Here is a 17,662-nt window from a genome sequence, read left to right as displayed (position 1 = left end):
TCAAGGTCGCGGTTGAATCGCGGCTATGCTCGCGCCCTCAGGCTTCGCCGTCCTCTTCGTCGCGCTCGTTCGCACCGTTCTGCTTCGCGACCGGCCCATTGCGGTTGCGAAAATCCTTCGAATGCAGCCCATGCTTTTTTAGCAGCATCTGCAGATGCGAGCGGTTCATATCGATCCGCCTCGCGAGTTCGGCCACCGTGCCGCTCACCTCGCGCAGTCCGCGCTCCAGAAACGCTTTTTCGGCATCGTCGCTGGCGGCCCGCTTTGCGTCGCTCAACGACATCAGATTCGCGACGCTGATCGGCTGCTCGCCGCTCGTGTGCGCGCCGTCCGTCGAAGCCGCGGTGGAGCCAGCCGAGGCCGGCCGCATATCGAGCGGCAAATGCTCGACGTCCGCCATATCGCCCGCGAGACATGAAATGCGGTACATCATGTTGCGCAACTCGCGGATATTGCCCGGATACGCGTAACCCAGCAGAAAGTCCCGCAAACGCGGCGTCAATCTGACGGGCCTGCGCTTCAACGTGCCGGCCGCTTCGTCGCCGAACCATGCAATCAGCAGCGGTATTTCATCGCGCCGCTCGCGCAGCGGCGGCAGCGTCACGTGAATCACGCTGAGCCGATAGAACAGATCTTCGCGAAACTTGCCCGCTTCGCTCAGTTTGCGCAGATTGCGATTGGTCGCCGCGACGATACGCGTATCGACCGCAATCGTTTCGTCGGACCCCACGCGCTGAATCTCGTGCGATTCGAGCACACGCAGCAGTTTCACCTGCCCTGCCAGCGGCAATTCGCCGATCTCGTCGAGAAAGATCGTCCCTGTATGCGCGCTTTCGAATTTGCCTTTGCGGTCGTTCGACGCCCCGGTGAACGCACCCTTGCGATGCCCGAACAATTCCGATTCGAGCAGATTGTCCGGAATGGCTCCGCAATTCACGGAAATAAACGGCTTGTCCGCGCGCGCGCCGTTCGCGTGAATCACTTTCGCCATCAATTCCTTGCCGGTGCCGCTTTCGCCGTCGATCAACACCGGCAAATCGGTCGGCGCCGCCTTCTCGGCGATTTCCAGCGATTCGAGCAAGCGCGGATTGTCGCCGAACGTCCCTTCGAAAATGAAGCTGCGTTCCAGCAGCGCCTTGCGGCGCGCGCCGCGCGATTGACCGGCGGCTTCCTGCGGTTCCGCTGCCACTGCCGCCTGCACGAAGCGCTCCTTGTGCGAAAGCTGCATCACCTCGTCGCGCAGCGACGTGGCTTGTCTGAGCAGTTTGTCGATATCCGCGCGTTCGAGTCGCGACGACCAGCGCAACGTGGAGCGCAAAATCTCGATCCGCTCGATCAGCCCCGCATACGAGATCGCCGGACTGGCCTCTTCAGTCTGATCGAGTATCTTCATCATGATGTACTCAACTGTTTCTGCACGAGCTGGTAGTACATGCCGCCACGTTGAATCAGCTCATCGTGACGACCCTGTTCGACGATCGCGCCTTCGTACAGCACGAGAATCTTGTCCGCGCGCATGATCGTGCTGAGCCGGTGCGCGATGATTACCGCAGTGCGGCCTTTCAGAATGTCGTGCATATTGCCGAGAATATTGCTTTCCGACTGCGAGTCGAGCGCCGACGTCGCCTCGTCGAATACGAGCAGACGCGGATCGTGATAAAGCGCGCGCGCAATGCACAAGCGCTGGATCTGCCCGCCCGACAAACCAATGCCCCGTTCACCGACAATCTGCTCGTAGCCGAGCGGCATCTTGCTGATAAAGCCATGCGCGTCGGCCATCTTCGCGACTTCCTCGATGCGGCGGCGCTCGGGCGCGTCGTCGCCGCTCGCGATGTTCTCCGCGATCGTGCCAGAGAAGAGCAGATTGCTTTGCATCACATAGCCGATCTGCGCGCGGAAATACGTCTTGTCGATCACACCGGCATCGTAGCCATCGATCGTCATCTTGCCCTCGCTCGGCTGATAAAAACCAACCAGCAGCTTCGCGAGCGTCGTCTTGCCCGAACCGCTGCGCCCGACGATGGCAACCAGCTCGCCGGGCTTGATCTCGAAGCTGATGTTCTCCAGCACATAAGCCGAATCGTCGTCGCCGTAGCGGAAATACACGCCGCTTAGGCTGATTTCGCCTTGCAGTTCCGGCAGCATGACTCGCGACGGCAAGTCCTGCGGCTTCTGTTCGGGCTCGATGTCGAGCACGTCGCCGAGCCGCTCCATCGCCACACCCGCATCGTTGAGCATGCTCCACAGGCCGACGAGCCCCATCAACGGGCTCAATACGCTGCCCATGAATGCATTGAACGCAATCAACTGACCAATCGACATTTCATGCGCGAGCACCAGATTCGCGCCGACCCAGAGAATCGCAATCGTCGTCGCGGCATTGAGCAACTGACTGCCGAAGCTGACCATGATATTGAACGCATGCGCGCGATACTGCAGTTCGAGCGCCTTCGCGTACTTCTTCTCCCACCGCAGCCGCACAGGCCGCTCGATACCCATGCCCTTGACGGTCTCGACGCCGGAAAGCGCTTCCATCAGAAACGACTTCGCCTCGGTCGAGGCGGTGAACACTTCGCGCGCATAAGCCTTGATTTTCGGTGTCGCGATCGCGGTCAGCGCCATGATCGGAATCACGAACGCGATCAATACGAGTGTCATCTTCACGTTATAGACGAACATGATCGTGAAGTAGATGAAGATCATCAACAGATTCAATGCAGTGGTTACCGTGGATTCGGTCAGAAACGCGCGAATGGTCTGGTTCTCCTGAAAGCGCGCAAAAATGTCGCCGGTCTTGCGCTTCGCGAAGAACGAGAATGGCAGCGACAACGTGTGCTTGAAGAACTGCGACATCATCGCGAAGTCCATATTGCGCACCATGAAATTCGCGAGATACGCGCGAATCGTCGACATCAACTGCGAGAACACATTGGAAATAATCAGCCCGCCTATGAGCAGATGCAGCAGACCGACGTTCTGATGCACGATCACACCGTCGAGAATGTTCTGAATAATCAGCGGCGGAATCACGCCCAACACCTGAATCACGAATGTCGCCAGAAACAGATGGCCGAGTATCTTGCGGTACGGCTTCAGATAACCGACAAAACGTATCCACGGAGAACGCGCGGCCGATATCTGCAATAGATGCGGGCCGCCGGTAAACAGCAGGCACGTGCCGCTCCAGCCGCGCTCGAAATCCTCGACGGCCAGTTTTCTGAAACCGAGTGCCGGGTCCGCCATCCACACATAGTCTTTCGAGAGCCCGTACACGACGACGTAGTGATAACCCTCCCAATGCACGATGAACGGCAGCTCGAAGCCGCGCAACGAATCGAACGTGCATTGCACGCCGCGCGCCGTGAAGCCGAGCGATTCGCCCGCTCGCGCAAGACTGTCGAGCGTCGCGCCCTGCGTCGTGACGTTCGCGAGTTCACGCAGCTTGCCGAGCGTCATCGGAATGCCGTAGTGGCGGCATATCATCGCGAGACACGCTGCGCCGCAATCCATCTCCTCGGCCTGCTCGACCAGCGCAAAGCGCTTGATGATCTTCTCGCCGAATTCCGGCTTGCTCTGCAAGTCGAGCATCAACGGCAGCTTGCGCCGCTGCTCCAGCCGTTTTTGCCGCTGCAATTCGCGGTCGCCATAGCGGATACGTTCGTCGAGCACCTCGCGCAGCTTCGGATTGCGTTCGAGAATGAAATGAACCGTACGCTCGGGAATCACGAGCAGGCGCGTGTCGGTGGCAGCGACCGCCGAGGCCTGCTGCTCCTGACGCATCAGGCATGCCTTTTCGCCGAATATCTCGCCTTCGCCGAGCGTCGCCAGCGTGTAGTCGCGCCCTTCCTCATGCCGGACGATGCGCACCTCGCCTTGCCGCACCACATAGAGGCGGCGGTCGTCGCGGCTGTCCTGCCGGAGAATTTCCTTGCCCTCCGGCACCCGCTTTACACCGACACTGCGCACGTACTCTTCGAGTTCCGCCTTGTCGAGTTTGCCTCGCAGATCGAACAGTTGCGCGACAAACCCGCCTGCCGAATTGATCGCGACATAGCTCGCGACAAATGCCAACGCGGCCTGATTGCCGGCCATCACTGGTTCAAGCGCGGCGCGCGGGATGAACAGCAATTCGGTTTTCGCCGACGCACGCACTGACGCTTCGTGGACATAGGTACGCAGCATCGCGATGTCGGCGAAAATCTCGCCCGACTTGCGTACCCCCATGCTGGTTTCCTTGCCATGTTCCTCGGTAAAGATGCGCACGGAGCCCGAACGGATCACGTACAGACCATCGGCGACTTCACCCGCCGAGCAGACTGTTTCGCCGAATGTATAGAAGCGTGCTTGCGCATATTCAGCGAGACGCTCGATCTCGTCGCGCGAAAACGGCGACAGAATTTCCACCGAGGCGAGAAACTCGGCGGCGGAAGGCGCGGTCTGGGGAGCGTCCATATGCGTCGAATGGAGCGGGCACGCTAGTGCGCTTCAATCACGTGTTCCTGCGCGCGCGCAATCAGCCAGCTTTCGCGCAGCAGGCGCCGGATTTCGGTGGCCACGTCGGCGTCGAGCGTGGCCGGATATTTGGCCGTCACCGCGAAAATCTCGAAGCACGAGCGATCTGCCGATGGAAACGGCCCGAGCAGATCGCCTACCGCCGCATTGAAGATCTTCGCTTCGATATCGGGCTTCAACGAACCACGCAGTACCTTGCCTATCACGCCGCCCGATTCGCGCGTATCGGCAATCGAATGTTCGCGCGCCATCTCCGCGAAACTGTCGGGATCGTCGTGCAGGTAAGAAATCATTTCCTTCGCCTTGCCCTCGCTGTCCAGCACGATATGACTCACCTCGATCGCATCGAACTTCGGCGAATTGAGCGCAAAGTAATCGCGAATCGCGGAATCGTTACCGACTTCGTCGAGCATCTTCTCCTGATACAGGCCATCGGTAATGAACGCCTCGAATTCATCGAGACTCACGTGCAATGCGTCGAGATAATGGTTCATGTCCGCCGCGCGATGCAGCCCGCGCACACGGCGAAACTGGTCGGCGCGTTGCTGGATCTCGTCTGCGGTCACGGCAACGCCCTGCTTTTTCGCTGCATGCACGGTGAGCTTGTCGCGCACGATCTGCTCGATCAGGCTCTCGAACTGGCCGGTCAGTTTCAGAAGACGAATGAACTCGTCCACGTCCACGACTTCGTCATCGATACGCACTATCGCGGTCATTTCATCCGCTCCTTTGATTGACGTGTAATCGGCGCGCTCAACCCGCCACCTGCCTGAACGGATCGAGACCCAGGTCGATCAAGCGCCGCTCGCGCACGACGATTTCCGCATTGGCCGTCATGCCGTAGCGCAGCGGGTAACGTGTACCGGCAACCTGGTAATAGTCCTTGTCGAGCGTGACCCGGCCTTCGTAGACCGGCTGCTTGTCCTGCGCCGACGGCTTCGTTGCAGGCGAGATATACGCGAGCGTGCCGCTGATGAGCCCGTAGCGCTGATACGGAAACGCGTTGAACTTCATCCTGACCTGCTGGCCTTCATGCAGAAAAGCGCGATCGTGTTCGGCGATTTCTATCTTCAGAACGGGACGCGCATCTTTCGGCGCAATGCCACCGAGCGGCGCGTTCGCCTGAATTTTGTCGCCGCGCTGTGTCGACGTGACATCGGTAATGACGCCGGAAACCGGCGCGAGAATCAGCAGGAAGTTGTCTTTATCGATGTTCTCGAAGCGGACTCGTGCGGCGGCATCGGCCTCCAGACGCGCGCTTTGCAATTGCACGCGCAGCTTGTCTTCCGCGTCGGTAATGTCGCGCACCGCCGAATCGTATTGCAGTTGAAGATCGGTGGTCTGCTGTCCACTGGTTGCGAGTTGCGCGTTCGCCTGCGCGTATTCGTGGCTCAGGCGGAAATCGAGCTCCGCGAGCTTCGATTGCGCGACGCGATAGGCGTTATCCGCTTCGAGCGCCGCCGTGCGCTTCTGCTCGACCTGCAATTCGGCGATGCCGCCGCCACCCGGCTGCGCAAATAGCCGCGAATAGCGATCCAGTTCCTGACGCGCCGCCTCGCGCGCGCGACGCGCGTTGTCGAGCGTGCTGCGTGCTTCGTCGAGTTCGGCCTTCTGTCCTTCGGCCAGCTTCGTCGTGCCTTCGGAGATGCGGTTTTCGTGCAACCGCTCCTCGACGTCCAGTTGCGCTTTCAATGCGGCAGCCTTTCGTTCGAGCAATGCCTTCTTCTCCGGAAACTGCTTCCACTCACGCTCAGCGTCTTCGAGTTTGAGTTGCGCCTGCAACGCATTGCTCGCGGCTTCGATCGCGCCGCGCGCATTGAGCCGCGCGAGTACGTCGCCTTTCGATACTGGCTGCCCCTCGGCGATATAGAGGTCCGCGAGTTCGCCGTCGATCGGTGCATAGATGCGCCGCACTTCCGACTCCGGCGACAAGGTTCCCGGCGCGCTGACGATCACATCCGCCCGGCCGACGAGCGACCACAGCAAGCCCGCCACCACCAGCCCGACCATCGTCCAGATCAACGCGTGCGCGATCCGCACCGGCTCCGAGGTCAGAATCGCGATGCCCTCGACGCTGTGATCTTCGAGCGCCTCCGACAACGGCCTAGGGTGCGGGTCGCGTTTCACTCTGATCGCCTCCAATCAACGAGAGCTTCGCTTTCAGGAGCCCGGGGTCGAGCACCATGCGCAATTCGGTCAATGACCGGCGCTGCAAACTCGCTTCGGCTTCGATATCCGCGAGCAGGCGGTCGAAGTCGGCGGGATGGTCGGCCTTCAGTTGCGTGTAGATGCGCATGCCCTGTTGCGCCGCCGTTTGCGCATCGGAAAGCAGGCGCGCCTCATTGCGAAATCCCGGCGAAATACCCGCTTCGAGCCGCTCCGTACCGCCAATCGGGCCGCTCGCGCGGTACTCCTGCCACAGGCTCTGCGCGCGCAGCAGCAGATCCTGCGCGCGTGCGAGTGCTTTGTCGTGCAATGCGGCGACGTCCTGCTGGATCGACTGCACGAACCACGCGTCCGTTTTCGGATCGAGACTCGCGTAGAACGACAGCAGACGCTGGTCGTAATCCTTGCCGCCGCGCGTTTTCCGCAGATCGGTGTATTGATCGAACAATGCCTTCTTGTGCGCCGCTTCGACTGCGAGCACGTCGGACCATGGGCTTGCCGGCATCGACTGCAAACCGGCCAGCGCCTGTTGCGCGTCGCCGCGCTGCCATGCGGCATCGACCGAGTTCTGCCGTTGAACGATCTCCGGCGATGGCAGACGCGTGGCCGCCAGTTGCTGAAACTGCGCCTGAAAAGGCAGCGTGCTGAAGTGAGCCGCTTCCATCATCGCGAGCAATGACGTCAACTGACGGCTGAGCGCGGCGTTGAGCAACGCGGTGTATTGGCGTAAATCGTCGCGTACGCGGTCGAGGCCGGCAAGCCGCGGATAACGCTGCGCGTAATCGTCGAGTACCGGCGGCAGGGCGTCGGGTTTGTCGCGCGCCAATTCGGTGCGAATCACGCCGTTCAGCCGCTCGATTGCAGCGACATAGACCGAATCGTCGCTTTCCAGCTTGCGCAGATGACTCAACACCTGCGCATAGGGCTCCACGAATGCAGGCACGTAGCTCGCAATCCGGTCGAGTGCGCGCTGATGACTTCTCGCGTCATCGTCCCAGCGCCGCAACAGATTGTTGATCGTCGACTCGTCCGCGTACATGCGGATCGGTGCGTCGACGCCGCCGCGCGCCGCAACGAAGCGCTCCAGATCGCCGGCCCATTGCAATTCGCCCACCAGCGAAACCGCATCCGCGTTATTCGCGCTCGACGACTTCATGTCCTTGAGCAGAACGTCGGCCTGATCGAACTGCGCCTTTTCCAGCGCGTTGAGCCAGTCTGGGAGTTTTGCCTTCAACAGTGCTTCGCTTGCGAGCGCGCTGATTTTCGCGTCCGCTGGATGATTGGCGAGATAGTCTTGAGCAACCGTAACCGCACTCGTGTAATCGCCGCTTGCGAGAAGGTTCTTCAGTTCGCGCTCCGACGAGCCGTGCAGATAAAGCGCCACGCCAAGCGCCATCAGCACGGCGACACCCGCGCCGCCCCACGCCGCAATGCGGCGGACGTTCGCGCGCTCGCCGTCCGCGAAAGCCTTGCCGAGTTCACCGGCAAGCAGGCGCCAGCGGCGCGGCTTGCTTCTGGCGGCATTCTTTGCAGTACTTTTTGCGTTTGCGCCGCTATCATTGCCGGCGCCATTCGCGCCCGGTGCGCCATTGACCGCGCCGCTGCTTCCATCGCGCCTTGCCTGCGCGCATGCCGTTTGCGCCGCTTCGTTCGTCTCGTCCTCGCGCTGTAACGCCGGGTCGACACAAAAGATGTCGAGGAACGAATGCGCGGCACCCACGAACGTGGTCTTGTCCAGATCGACCGCACTGTCTGCGGCGGGGTTCAGGGAGAGCTGGGTCACGGTCGGCTCGACTTCAGGCTGTTTCTGTAGCGACACCCTGTAGACGAAGTGATCGCCGCCAAATGCAACGACGTCGCCCTCCCCGAGCGGCAACGCGGACTCGTCGAGCCGCTTTCCGTTCACAAACGTGCCGTTGGTGCTGCCGAGATCTTCGACGAACAGCTCGCTGCCCTTCAGAAAAAGATGTGCATGGCGCCGCGAAATGTAATTAACCTGATGCGGGTAGCGCTCCTTGTAGCGCGAGAAAACGTCATCCGCCTTGCTGACGAGAAACGGAAATGCCTGTACTTCGACCGGCTGCAGGCCGAGGTCGTCGCGCTGCGGCACCAGCAGCAGATGCGGTGCAGGTGAGGCGGCGGCGCCCGCCACGATGCGCGCGCGCGGCTCGACGCCGACGCGATAGCAAAGCTCGCCGCCGAAGCACAATTCATCGCCTGCGCGTACGCGCGCCGGGGTTTGCCGCACCGCGACGCCGTTGATGGTCGTGCCGTTCTTGCTGCCGAGGTCGGCCACGTAGACCGCGCCGTGCTCAGTGAAAATGCGCGCGTGGCGGCGCGACAGACTCGCGGTCCACTGTGCGGGATAGTCGTTGAAGGGTGCTTCGCTGCGGCCGACCGCGAAGAGATTATCGACAATGCGGATAGCGTCGAATGTCGGGCGTTGCGCGGACGCAACCGGCGACAACACCACGTCGAAGGCGGTGTGCACTGCCGCGCGCATCTCAGCAATCGGGGCTTCGCCGGCGGCCATTTTATCTGGATCACTAAGCGTTTACCCGCCGCGGCGAGAACGCGGCAAGGACGCGATGGAACTGCGACGAAGAACCACGGCGCAACGATGTTGTCGTGAAGAGCGGCGCGAACACTGTCTCCACAAGGATTGTAAGTCACGCATGACGAGTGTCAATTTCCATATCGTTGTTGAGAAGACAACCGGCGCGTCGTTGGCAGACGAAATACCCCCGCACGAACGCCACCTGCCGGATTAGCTCAATGTTCCGTTACTTCTCTTTCGCTTGCGCCTCCACATCGACGCTCGGCCAGCCGCCGCCAAGCGCCTTGTAAAGCGTTACCGTGTCGGACAGGATCAGTTGGTGGTTCTCGAGTAGTGCTTGCTGCGCATCCAGTAGAGTTCGCTCGGTTTCGAAAACCTCCAGTTGCGACACCACGCCAAGCCGCAATTGCGCCTGAATCTGATCCGCTACGATCTGCAGGCGCGACACCTGCTGTTGCAATTCCGTGCGCTGCTGCTTGTGCGCGCTCAGATTGACCAGCGCGTTTTCCACTTCCTCGAATGCCCCCATCACAGCCACGCGGTATTGCTGCTCGGCGACTTTCGACTGCGCCTCGGTCACTTTCACATGCGCGCGCACGCCCGGGTCGAGCAATGGAATATTGATGCTCGGCATGAGCCCGAACGTAAACGACTTCAGCAGATCATTCAGCGCGAAACTTGCCGTGCCGCCTTGCGCGGTCAGGCCAATGCTCGGCAATTGCGCGAGCTTCGCCTCGCCCACGAGGTTATAGGCTTCCAGCACCCTGAATTCGGCAGCCACGATGTCGGGGCGCCGCGAAAGCAATTGCGCGGGCAACCCGTCGGGTACGACGGGCAATTTCACGCGCTCCTGCAAATGGCCACGCGGCAGCTCGAATTCCCCGGCCGGCACACCAATCAGCGTGCAGAGCGCGTTATTGGCGAGCGCACGCGAGCGGCGTAATTCGTATAAATCGTTCGTCAGCCGGTTGATTTCGGCCTGCTGGCGCAATACCTGAGTTTGCGGCACGAGGCCGTTACGCGCCTGGCCCTCGTAGATCGTCAGAATCTGCCGGTTCGTAGCGAGCGTTTTCTGCTGCTGCTCGATCTGGTCGTCGAATTGCAGGATCTGGAAATAGGTGCTGGAAACGTTCGCGACCAGTTCGAGATAACCGGCACGCCAGTCCGCCTCGGTCGCGTGAAACTCCGCCTTCTGCGCGCGCACGCCTTTTTCGACTTTGCCCCAGATGTCGATGTCCCAGTTCACCTGCGTCGCGAGGTTGTACTGCCTCACAAAGGGCTGGCCGGTGCTCTTTTCAAACTGGGCACCGGCGCCCAAGTCCACGGTCGGCAACGCGCCTGCCTTCGCTTCGCCGATCTGCGTGCGAGCGACATCGATCCGCGCGGCCAGCACCTGAATATCGAAGTTGCCCGCGATCGCCTGGTCGATCAGTGTGTCGAGATACGGATCCTGGAAGCCCTTCCACCAGTCGCGCTCGATGGTCGCGGCAGCCGACACGGGCGCGCCCTTCTGATCGGACCACGCCGTCTTGGTAGGCGTGCCGGGACGCTGATAAACCGGCATGCTGATATCGATGCATGCGCAGAGCGACAGCGCACACACCGTTGCCGCGCAAGCACCGCGCAGTGCACTGCCAATGCGGCGCAGCGCGAGAATCGCGGGAAGCCGGCGCTGACGGATCAATGTGTCGAGCAACGACGACTCGAACAACCTTGAACCAGACAACGATGAACCAGGCAACGCTGACACGATTGTCTCCAGTGGCACCCGTTTTCCGCGAGAAGTGCGGTGCTTCAGGCCGAGCCGGGACCATGCGGTTTCGTCGGGGAAGCCGCAGCCATATCGGCACGGGGAAACGGACGGGAACGCGAGAGTTGCGTCAAAAGGACGATTGGATAAGTGATCTTTTTGAGCGGCGCGCCTGCGGGACGCGCACGCGCTAACCGGGGAGCCGCGCGTGCGCCGCGTCGCTCAGGAAACGAAGATGTTGTTGCTCGAACTCACACGCGGATCGATCTGCGTCGTGGTGCCCGTGACGAGCGCCGAGTTATTGCCGTTCGCGCTTTCGATATTCATCGTCGTGCTGATCAGTTGTGTCGCGTTGACGGTCTTGCTGTTGTTCGGCGCATACACGGGCGCGAAGCTGTAATACGACGACCACGGAACGTAGTAGCCGGTGCCGCCGCGCACGGCGCTCATTGCCTTGCTGTCGAGTTGCTCGGTAATGGACAGGTCATGGATCATCAGCGTGTTCATGGTAGATCTCCTGAAAGGGGAAAGCACATAGTCCTGCGTTGGGATTCGAGCAACTTGTCTGCTCGGCCGCTATTCACGCATGGGCTATGCCAGCATGGCTTTTCCTTTCTCATTGACACCGTGAACGTCCACACGCAAGGGACTTCGGCACATGGAGATCATTTTTCGCACGACGCTGGCAATGGAACGCCCAACCGCGAATGGTGGATTGCAGCCAACAGCGCGTTCGAAATGGTTGGCTGCATCGTGACAGTAGATCGAACCTCATTCAACGCGCCATTCACCACACTCCTCACCGCGCAATGACCGTGATCTTCTTCGAGTACACCGGCGGGTTGTGCGGCATATGCATGTCGTCACCCATCAGCAATTGCAGCGTGTGCTTGCCGGGCGGCAACTGAATCATCGTTTCCGTTTCGCCCGCGCCGAAATGCAGGTGGTTGCGGTCCGATGGAATTTCCTGATCCATCGGCGGCAGGTCGGTGTCGATCAGAAGATGATGGTGGCCGGTATTCGGGTATTTGACGCCTTTCGGCGCAACGCCCATGAAACGCAGGCCGAACCATACGCGAAAGGGTTTGTTGGCCGGCACCACCTGGCCGTCGTTCGGATAGCCGATATACGCATGTGCGCCGGGTGGCGCCGGCGTCGAGCCGGCGAGTGCCGCGTCCGGCACGGCCCATGCAGCCAATGCCGCGGATGCCATCAGCGCCGCGGCCGCAATGATCTTGTACATGAAGTCTCTCCGATACCGCCGATCCGCCTCTACGAACGGATCGCGCTAGTCTTTTTGCACGGTGATGGTGATCTTCTTCGAATACACAGGCGGCACGTGCGGCACGTGGTTGTGGTCGCCGAGAATCAGCTGCAACGTGTGCTTGCCGGGCGGCAACTCGATGCGCGCGTCGGTTTCGCCCGCGCCGAAATGCAGATGCTGGCGATCCGAAGGAATTTCCTGGTCGAGCGGCGGCAGATCCGTGTCGATCAGAAGATGATGGTGGCCGGTATTCGGAATCGCGACGCCCTTCGGGCACACACCCATATTGCGCAAGCCCATGCGCACCCAGAGCTTGCCGCCATGAATCACTGCGCCATCCGGCGGCCAGATGATGTACTCCTCGGCGCCCGGCGGCGACGGTGTCTGCTCCGCGCGCGCGATGCCCGCTAGCCCGATGCTCGCGAATACCGCAACGAGCGTCGCGCACAAGATCACACGCAGCGCGCCGGCAAGCGGTTTCGCCGCAAGCCTGCTGGAAAGAAAGGGAATACGGGTTCTTCGCATCGCGCACTCTCCCGAAGAGGGGTCATGGCCGGCCCGGCTGCGTATGACCCGCCGGGCGTTCCAGCGGAATGTCGTGGATGTGAATTCCCGGACAGCCGCGTAGTTAAAACGACCGTGCAGCGTGACTTTGTGAATCGGCTTAGGACTTAACTTGCCAAAAAGATACGCGATGCTCGTTAACCGTATGACGCGTTGAGGACTCCCGGACAGTTTTGATGTGCAAAGCGCGCACTATCGTTAGCGACAGGCCGCGGATAAATGGCCGTGAGTGGCATCGACATTTCTCCCGCGGTATTTCAGCAAATACTACGGTCGACACGGTCCTCGAATGCCTAAATTCTGTCCGGAACAAACGGGATATGAAGATGTGGCGAAAATTCCTGCTGGTATGCATGGCTGGGGCAATCCAGACCCAGTCGGGCAGCGCTGTTGCCGCGACTCAACGCGCAAGCGTCGCACCAGGTGCGATTGCCGTGACGAGTACTGTGACGCGTATTTCGGCGAGCAATTCGGCGGAGATGGAAAAGACTCTCTCATTGTTCTCGCCATTTACTCCATCCCACGGACACGAGCACTCTCGACGCGTTGCGCTCGTCATCGGCAACGGCGCGTACGGCAATCCGGAAGACCCGCTGAGCGGAAATGCACCGCGCGACGCCGAAGCGATGCGCGATACGCTGCTCGCTCGCGGGTTCGACGTCATCTTTCGCACGGATGCGACGCCGCTGCAAATGCGGCAGGCCATCGGCGAATTCGGGCAACGTTTGCAAACGGGCAGCATCGGGCTTTTCTATTTCGCTGGACATGGAATGCAAATAGGCCAGCAAACGCTGCTTATTCCGGCTGGACTCGATACAAAACCGGATACTCGCGCGCCCGCTTCTCTCCTCAGCAATGGTGTCGATCTGAATACGGTATTGCACGCGATGCAAACCGCGCGCACCGGCCGGCTCAATCTCGTGATTCTCGATACGTGCCTGAATAATCCCTTTACGCCTGACGCAACCTCCTTCAATACACTGGCGCTACCTGCGCACACGGTCATTGCCTATGCCGCCGCGCGAGGCGGGTTTGCGGCGGACGGCCCTCGTCACGGCGTCTATACCGGTGCGCTGCTGCGCGCGCTGCATGACGCGCCGTCGCAACCACTGGCCGCGCTGCTTCGACGCGTTGCCGCCGAGGTTCGCGACGCAACGCAGGGAGCGCAACAACCTTGGACCACGGTCGCGCTTTCTTCCATCGAGCCCGAAAACGGAGCCGCCGCACTCTCGTCAGACGTGCCCGGCAATCGCGCCATCGCGCTGCGCAGCCGGGGCATTCTGCCGCAAGACAGCAACGAGCAGTACGAAATCACGTTCTGGAATTCGATCAAGGACAGCAATTACCCCGCCGATTACGAGGCCTATCTGAAGGCCTATCCGAATGGCCGTTTCGTCCCGCTCGCGCATGCGCGCATCGACCGGTTGCGCGCGGCGGCGGCATCGAATACGGCGGCAGGTACAACGCCGGCCGCGCCGCCGGTTGCACCTGCGGCGCAAAACAGCCAGAGCGGACGGGTCATGCCAGCGGCACCCGCCGCTCGCCCCGCCGCGCAGGCAAGTGCGGCAACTCAGGCACCCGCGCATACGCCATCAACGGCTTCCGCATCGACCGTGCCGCCGCCCGCGACAGCCACGACTGCCACAGCTGCCACGACCGCCGCCGCAAGCACCGCCCCACTCGCGCAAAAGGCCGCCGCTCATCCACCGGGCACCACCGAAATACGCGACTGCGCGACCTGCCCGATCATGATCGCCGTACCTCCGGGATCGTTCGCGATGGGCAGCAGCACCGACGATCCTTCCGAAAAACCGGTTCATCATGTGAGCATCGATGCACCGTTCGCGATCGGCAAATACGCGGTGACGGTCGAGCAATGGAACGCGTGCGTCGCCGCCAACGCGTGTCAGAAGCTCACACCCGAAAGCAACACCAACAAAGCCGCGCCCGCGCGCGATCTCAGTTGGGACGACGCGCAGCAGTACGTCAAATGGCTCGCCAAAATCACGGGCAAACCCTACCGCTTGCCCACCGAGGCCGAATGGGAATACGCAGACCGCGCCGGCACCACGACCGCATACTGGTGGGGTGAGCAGATGCGCAGGGGCGCCGCCAATTGCAAGGATTGCGGCGACCCGTGGCACAAGGAAGGACCGGAGAGCGTCGGTTCTTTCCCGCCGAATCCGCTCGGTCTGTACGACATGAACGGCGGCGTCTGGGAATGGACCGCCGACTGCTGGCACAACTCCTACCAGGGCGCACCCGCCGACGGTCGCGTGTGGGACAGCCCCGGCTGCGAGATGCGCGTGATTCGCGGCGGCTCCTGGCGCGAAGGCGGCAACTACATGCTGAGCGCGACGCGCTTCAAATACAGCGCGGGCGTGCGTCAATCGCAGGATGGCTTTCGCGTGGTCAAGGATTTGCACTAATGCGGGCGGCCGCATCGCGAACCGGTTTGCGGTCTTGCGATTGCGCCTGATTGCGGTTCTTGCCGCAACTCTGCCGATGCGCTTTCAGGGTCAGCGCGGCCTCGTCGTAATCGGTGCGAAATCCGCGACGATATGATCCCGCCCATACTTGCCGCCAATTTGTGCGAGCCGCGTATCGAGCGCGCGCAGATAGTCCGAGCGCGATTCGCTTTCCGGACGCGGCTTGTCGAATAGCTGCACCGGTGTAATCAGCAGCACCACCATTTCCGCCCCGAATGGCTTCGAGATGATCCAGTCACCCGCACTGCCAATCGTGGCCGCGTAATTCGGCGGCGCCTGATTGTCCTTCGCGCGCGGGCTCGGCACCATGTGCACGACGCTGCCGTCGAGCTGATAGTAGTCGACGTTCACATACGAATCGAAGCCGGGCGTGCTCACGTCGACCACGAGCGCGTCACCCTCGGTCAACTGGCCGCCCGGCGGCCGCACGTGCAGCGACGCAACGCGGCCGGCCTGCCAGTTGTGAACCCAATACGGTGCGAGCGTCTTGACGGTGTCGCATTTGTCGTCGGCGAGCGGCTGGACGTCGAGCATCAACGTATCGACGCCCGGCAACGCCGCCAACGTGTCTTTCAGATGCGCGACGCCGTCACGCTGCGAAACGAAACCGCGCACCGTCAGCATGTGATCCTCGACGCTGGCCGACAGCGCCGAGCACGGCACCTGAGCGAGCACGGGTGCAATTGCGGCGAGCGTCAATGCGGGCTTTGGCGTGAGCTTCGGCGCGGGCGGTGCAGGTAACGCAAGTGCCAACGAGGCTGCCGGCGGCGAACCCGCGCTTGCCGAGGCATTGCCCGCGTCATTTGCGGCTGCGGAAGATGGCGGCATCTGCGCCGCAGTCGTTGAAGGCGCGCCCGCCGACGCACCGCCTGCCCGATCCATCTGATCCGTCCGTGCCCCTTCCTGGCGGCCCGGCCCCGAGCGCAGCGCGAATACGCCGACCGCCGCCGCGCACACCACGGCGAGACTCGCGAGCCCGGCCTTCGCAAGCGTGCCCGACTTCTCCGCACGCGCCTCATTGTCGAACTCGGCGATGAAGCGCGTGACGCTCGGCATCCGCGTATTGCGGTCGAACGACAACGCGGCGCGCAACGCGCGCCACTGCCGCGTGTCCAGATTCGGCGGACGCTGTGCCTTGAAATCGGCATTGCGCGCCTGCGTCGCGGAAAGCCGATCGAAGGGATGATGGCCCGTCAGCAGTTCGTACGTAATACAACCGAGCGCATAGATGTCGTCGCGCGGATCGGGCTCGCGATGCTCGATCATCTCCGGGCTCGCATACGCGGGCGTCAACGCGCCGAGGCTGCCCGGATCGAACACCGTCGCGTCGCTTTCCTCTTCCGGCCGCTGGAATACGCGGGCAATGCCGAAGTCGATGACTTTCACTTCGGCGTTCGTGGTCAGAAACACATTGGCAGGCTTGAAGTCGCAATGGACAAAGCCGCGCTCGTGCGCATAGGCCAGCGCCGCGCACATGCCGCGCACGATCGGCAGCGCGGCACGCACCGGCATGCCCTGATAACCGGGCGTGCGCAGCAACTGGCTGAGCGGCTTGCCGCTCAGGTACTCCATCGTCAGATAAACGATCGGTCCGTCGCGGTCGAAGTCGTACACCGTGATGATGTTGCGATGCGCGAGCACCTGCGCCTTGCGCGCCTCGCGCTGCAACGCGACGAGCGAGTTCGGATTGCCGCGAAACTGGACGTTGAGCACCTTGATCGCGAGATACGGCTTGCGGTCCGATGCTTCGAGCTTGCGCAGATCGAGCGCCTTGTACACGGTGCCCATGCCGCCGACGCCGAGGCATTCCTCGAGCACGAAACGGTTGTTCAGTGTATCGCCGATGCCCTTGATCGGGTCGTGCGCGGAGGAGTTGCCTGAAGCACCCGAAGCACCCGCGCCGTCCGCGCTCGCGGAGCGCAGCGACGGCATCTCCACCGTCGTCTGGATACCGGTTTCCTCGCCGCCTGCCGCGACGTTCGACACGCGCAGTTGCTCGATGCGCCGCCGCACTTCCAGATAGAGATCGTCAGGCAACGGCGTTTGACGATGCGCGGCGCCGAGCATCTCCAGCAGTTGCGCCGGATCGGATTGCCCGGTCGCCAGCGTACTGTCGAGTCGAGCGACGAACTCGTCACGAGACAGCTCGCCGTTCTGGAAGTCGTGAATCACACGCGCAAGGCTAGCCATTTGTGCGAAGCACCGCCATTGCCGCTGGACCGTGTCGCATGCGACCGAAGCCACGCGGGCCGATAGGAAACCTGTCGTAACCAGTTACATGTGCCGTTTCGATACTAGCTCCCGGTCCACGCTTTCGCAAACCAGGAATGGCCCGCGCGATGCAGTGCACGCGCGGCGCG

General features: G+C 61.7%; 11 protein-coding genes. 1 reads left to right on the top strand and 10 read right to left on the bottom strand.

What is annotated here, in order from left to right; genetic code table 11:
- Positions 1–37: 37 nt before the first annotated feature.
- From B9Z01_RS21935 to B9Z01_RS21895, 9 genes are all read right to left on the bottom strand, one after another.
- Positions 38–1,396 (bottom strand): sigma-54 interaction domain-containing protein, encoded by a 1,359-nt coding sequence (locus tag B9Z01_RS21935; RefSeq protein ID WP_085486917.1) that lies wholly within the window; start codon positions 1,394–1,396, stop codon positions 38–40.
- Positions 1,393–4,452 carry a peptidase domain-containing ABC transporter gene (locus B9Z01_RS21930; protein ID WP_085486915.1) on the bottom strand — a complete coding sequence of 1,020 codons (3,060 nt, stop codon included), beginning with the start codon at positions 4,450–4,452 and terminating at the stop codon, positions 1,393–1,395. Before B9Z01_RS21930 ends, B9Z01_RS21935 begins: the two co-directional genes overlap by 4 nt.
- A gap of 23 nt (positions 4,453–4,475) precedes the next feature.
- On the bottom strand, positions 4,476–5,228 hold the full coding sequence (locus B9Z01_RS21925; protein WP_085486913.1) for a peptidylprolyl isomerase: 753 nt from the start codon (positions 5,226–5,228) through the stop codon (positions 4,476–4,478).
- A gap of 37 nt (positions 5,229–5,265) precedes the next feature.
- Positions 5,266–6,639 carry a beta-barrel domain-containing protein gene (locus tag B9Z01_RS21920; protein ID WP_085486911.1) on the bottom strand — a complete coding sequence of 458 codons (1,374 nt, stop codon included), beginning with the start codon at positions 6,637–6,639 and terminating at the stop codon, positions 5,266–5,268.
- The gene (locus B9Z01_RS21915; protein WP_085486909.1) at positions 6,617–9,211 is read right to left on the bottom strand and encodes an FHA domain-containing protein; all 2,595 of its coding nucleotides are present in this window, start codon (positions 9,209–9,211) and stop codon (positions 6,617–6,619) included. Before B9Z01_RS21915 ends, B9Z01_RS21920 begins: the two co-directional genes overlap by 23 nt.
- A gap of 250 nt (positions 9,212–9,461) precedes the next feature.
- Positions 9,462–10,874 carry an efflux transporter outer membrane subunit gene (locus B9Z01_RS21910; protein WP_085487138.1) on the bottom strand — a complete coding sequence of 471 codons (1,413 nt, stop codon included), beginning with the start codon at positions 10,872–10,874 and terminating at the stop codon, positions 9,462–9,464.
- 333 nt (positions 10,875–11,207) lie between these two features.
- Complete coding sequence (locus B9Z01_RS21905; RefSeq protein ID WP_085486907.1) at positions 11,208–11,492, bottom strand: hypothetical protein; 285 nt, start codon at positions 11,490–11,492, stop codon at positions 11,208–11,210.
- A gap of 292 nt (positions 11,493–11,784) precedes the next feature.
- Entirely contained in the window at positions 11,785–12,228 is a 444-nt protein-coding gene (locus B9Z01_RS21900) for a DUF4399 domain-containing protein (protein ID WP_085486906.1), read from the bottom strand.
- A gap of 45 nt (positions 12,229–12,273) precedes the next feature.
- Positions 12,274–12,774, bottom strand: coding sequence for a DUF4399 domain-containing protein (locus B9Z01_RS21895; RefSeq protein ID WP_085486904.1), 501 nt, complete (start codon positions 12,772–12,774; stop codon positions 12,274–12,276).
- Between the two features lie 365 nt (positions 12,775–13,139).
- Here B9Z01_RS21895 and B9Z01_RS21890 point away from each other — a divergent pair, with 365 nt between their 5' ends.
- Positions 13,140–15,242, top strand: coding sequence for an SUMF1/EgtB/PvdO family nonheme iron enzyme (locus B9Z01_RS21890; protein WP_085487136.1), 2,103 nt, complete (start codon positions 13,140–13,142; stop codon positions 15,240–15,242).
- A 90-nt stretch (positions 15,243–15,332) separates the two neighbouring features.
- Here the strand turns inward: B9Z01_RS21890 and B9Z01_RS21885 are convergent, their stop codons facing one another.
- The gene (locus B9Z01_RS21885) at positions 15,333–17,492 is read right to left on the bottom strand and encodes a serine/threonine protein kinase (RefSeq protein ID WP_085486902.1); all 2,160 of its coding nucleotides are present in this window, start codon (positions 17,490–17,492) and stop codon (positions 15,333–15,335) included.
- Positions 17,493–17,662 lie beyond the last annotated feature (170 nt).

This window comes from Paraburkholderia susongensis, from assembly GCF_900177725.1.
In the GTDB taxonomy this organism is placed as follows: domain Bacteria; phylum Pseudomonadota; class Gammaproteobacteria; order Burkholderiales; family Burkholderiaceae; genus Paraburkholderia; species Paraburkholderia susongensis.
Note: the sequence above shows the minus strand (reverse complement) of the source record. Positions and strands in the feature narration are given on the sequence as shown.

Coding starts and splice junctions, on each gene's coding strand:
- B9Z01_RS21890 (WP_085487136.1), top strand. CDS start 13,140: ATGTGGCGAAAATTCCTGCTGGTATGCATGGCTGGGGCAATCCAGACC.
- B9Z01_RS21915 (WP_085486909.1), bottom strand. CDS start 9,211: ATGGCCGCCGGCGAAGCCCCGATTGCTGAGATGCGCGCGGCAGTGCAC.
- B9Z01_RS21930 (WP_085486915.1), bottom strand. CDS start 4,452: ATGGACGCTCCCCAGACCGCGCCTTCCGCCGCCGAGTTTCTCGCCTCG.
- B9Z01_RS21905 (WP_085486907.1), bottom strand. CDS start 11,492: ATGAACACGCTGATGATCCATGACCTGTCCATTACCGAGCAACTCGAC.
- B9Z01_RS21900 (WP_085486906.1), bottom strand. CDS start 12,228: ATGTACAAGATCATTGCGGCCGCGGCGCTGATGGCATCCGCGGCATTG.
- B9Z01_RS21885 (WP_085486902.1), bottom strand. CDS start 17,492: ATGGCTAGCCTTGCGCGTGTGATTCACGACTTCCAGAACGGCGAGCTG.
- B9Z01_RS21925 (WP_085486913.1), bottom strand. CDS start 5,228: ATGACCGCGATAGTGCGTATCGATGACGAAGTCGTGGACGTGGACGAG.
- B9Z01_RS21895 (WP_085486904.1), bottom strand. CDS start 12,774: ATGCGAAGAACCCGTATTCCCTTTCTTTCCAGCAGGCTTGCGGCGAAA.
- B9Z01_RS21935 (WP_085486917.1), bottom strand. CDS start 1,396: ATGATGAAGATACTCGATCAGACTGAAGAGGCCAGTCCGGCGATCTCG.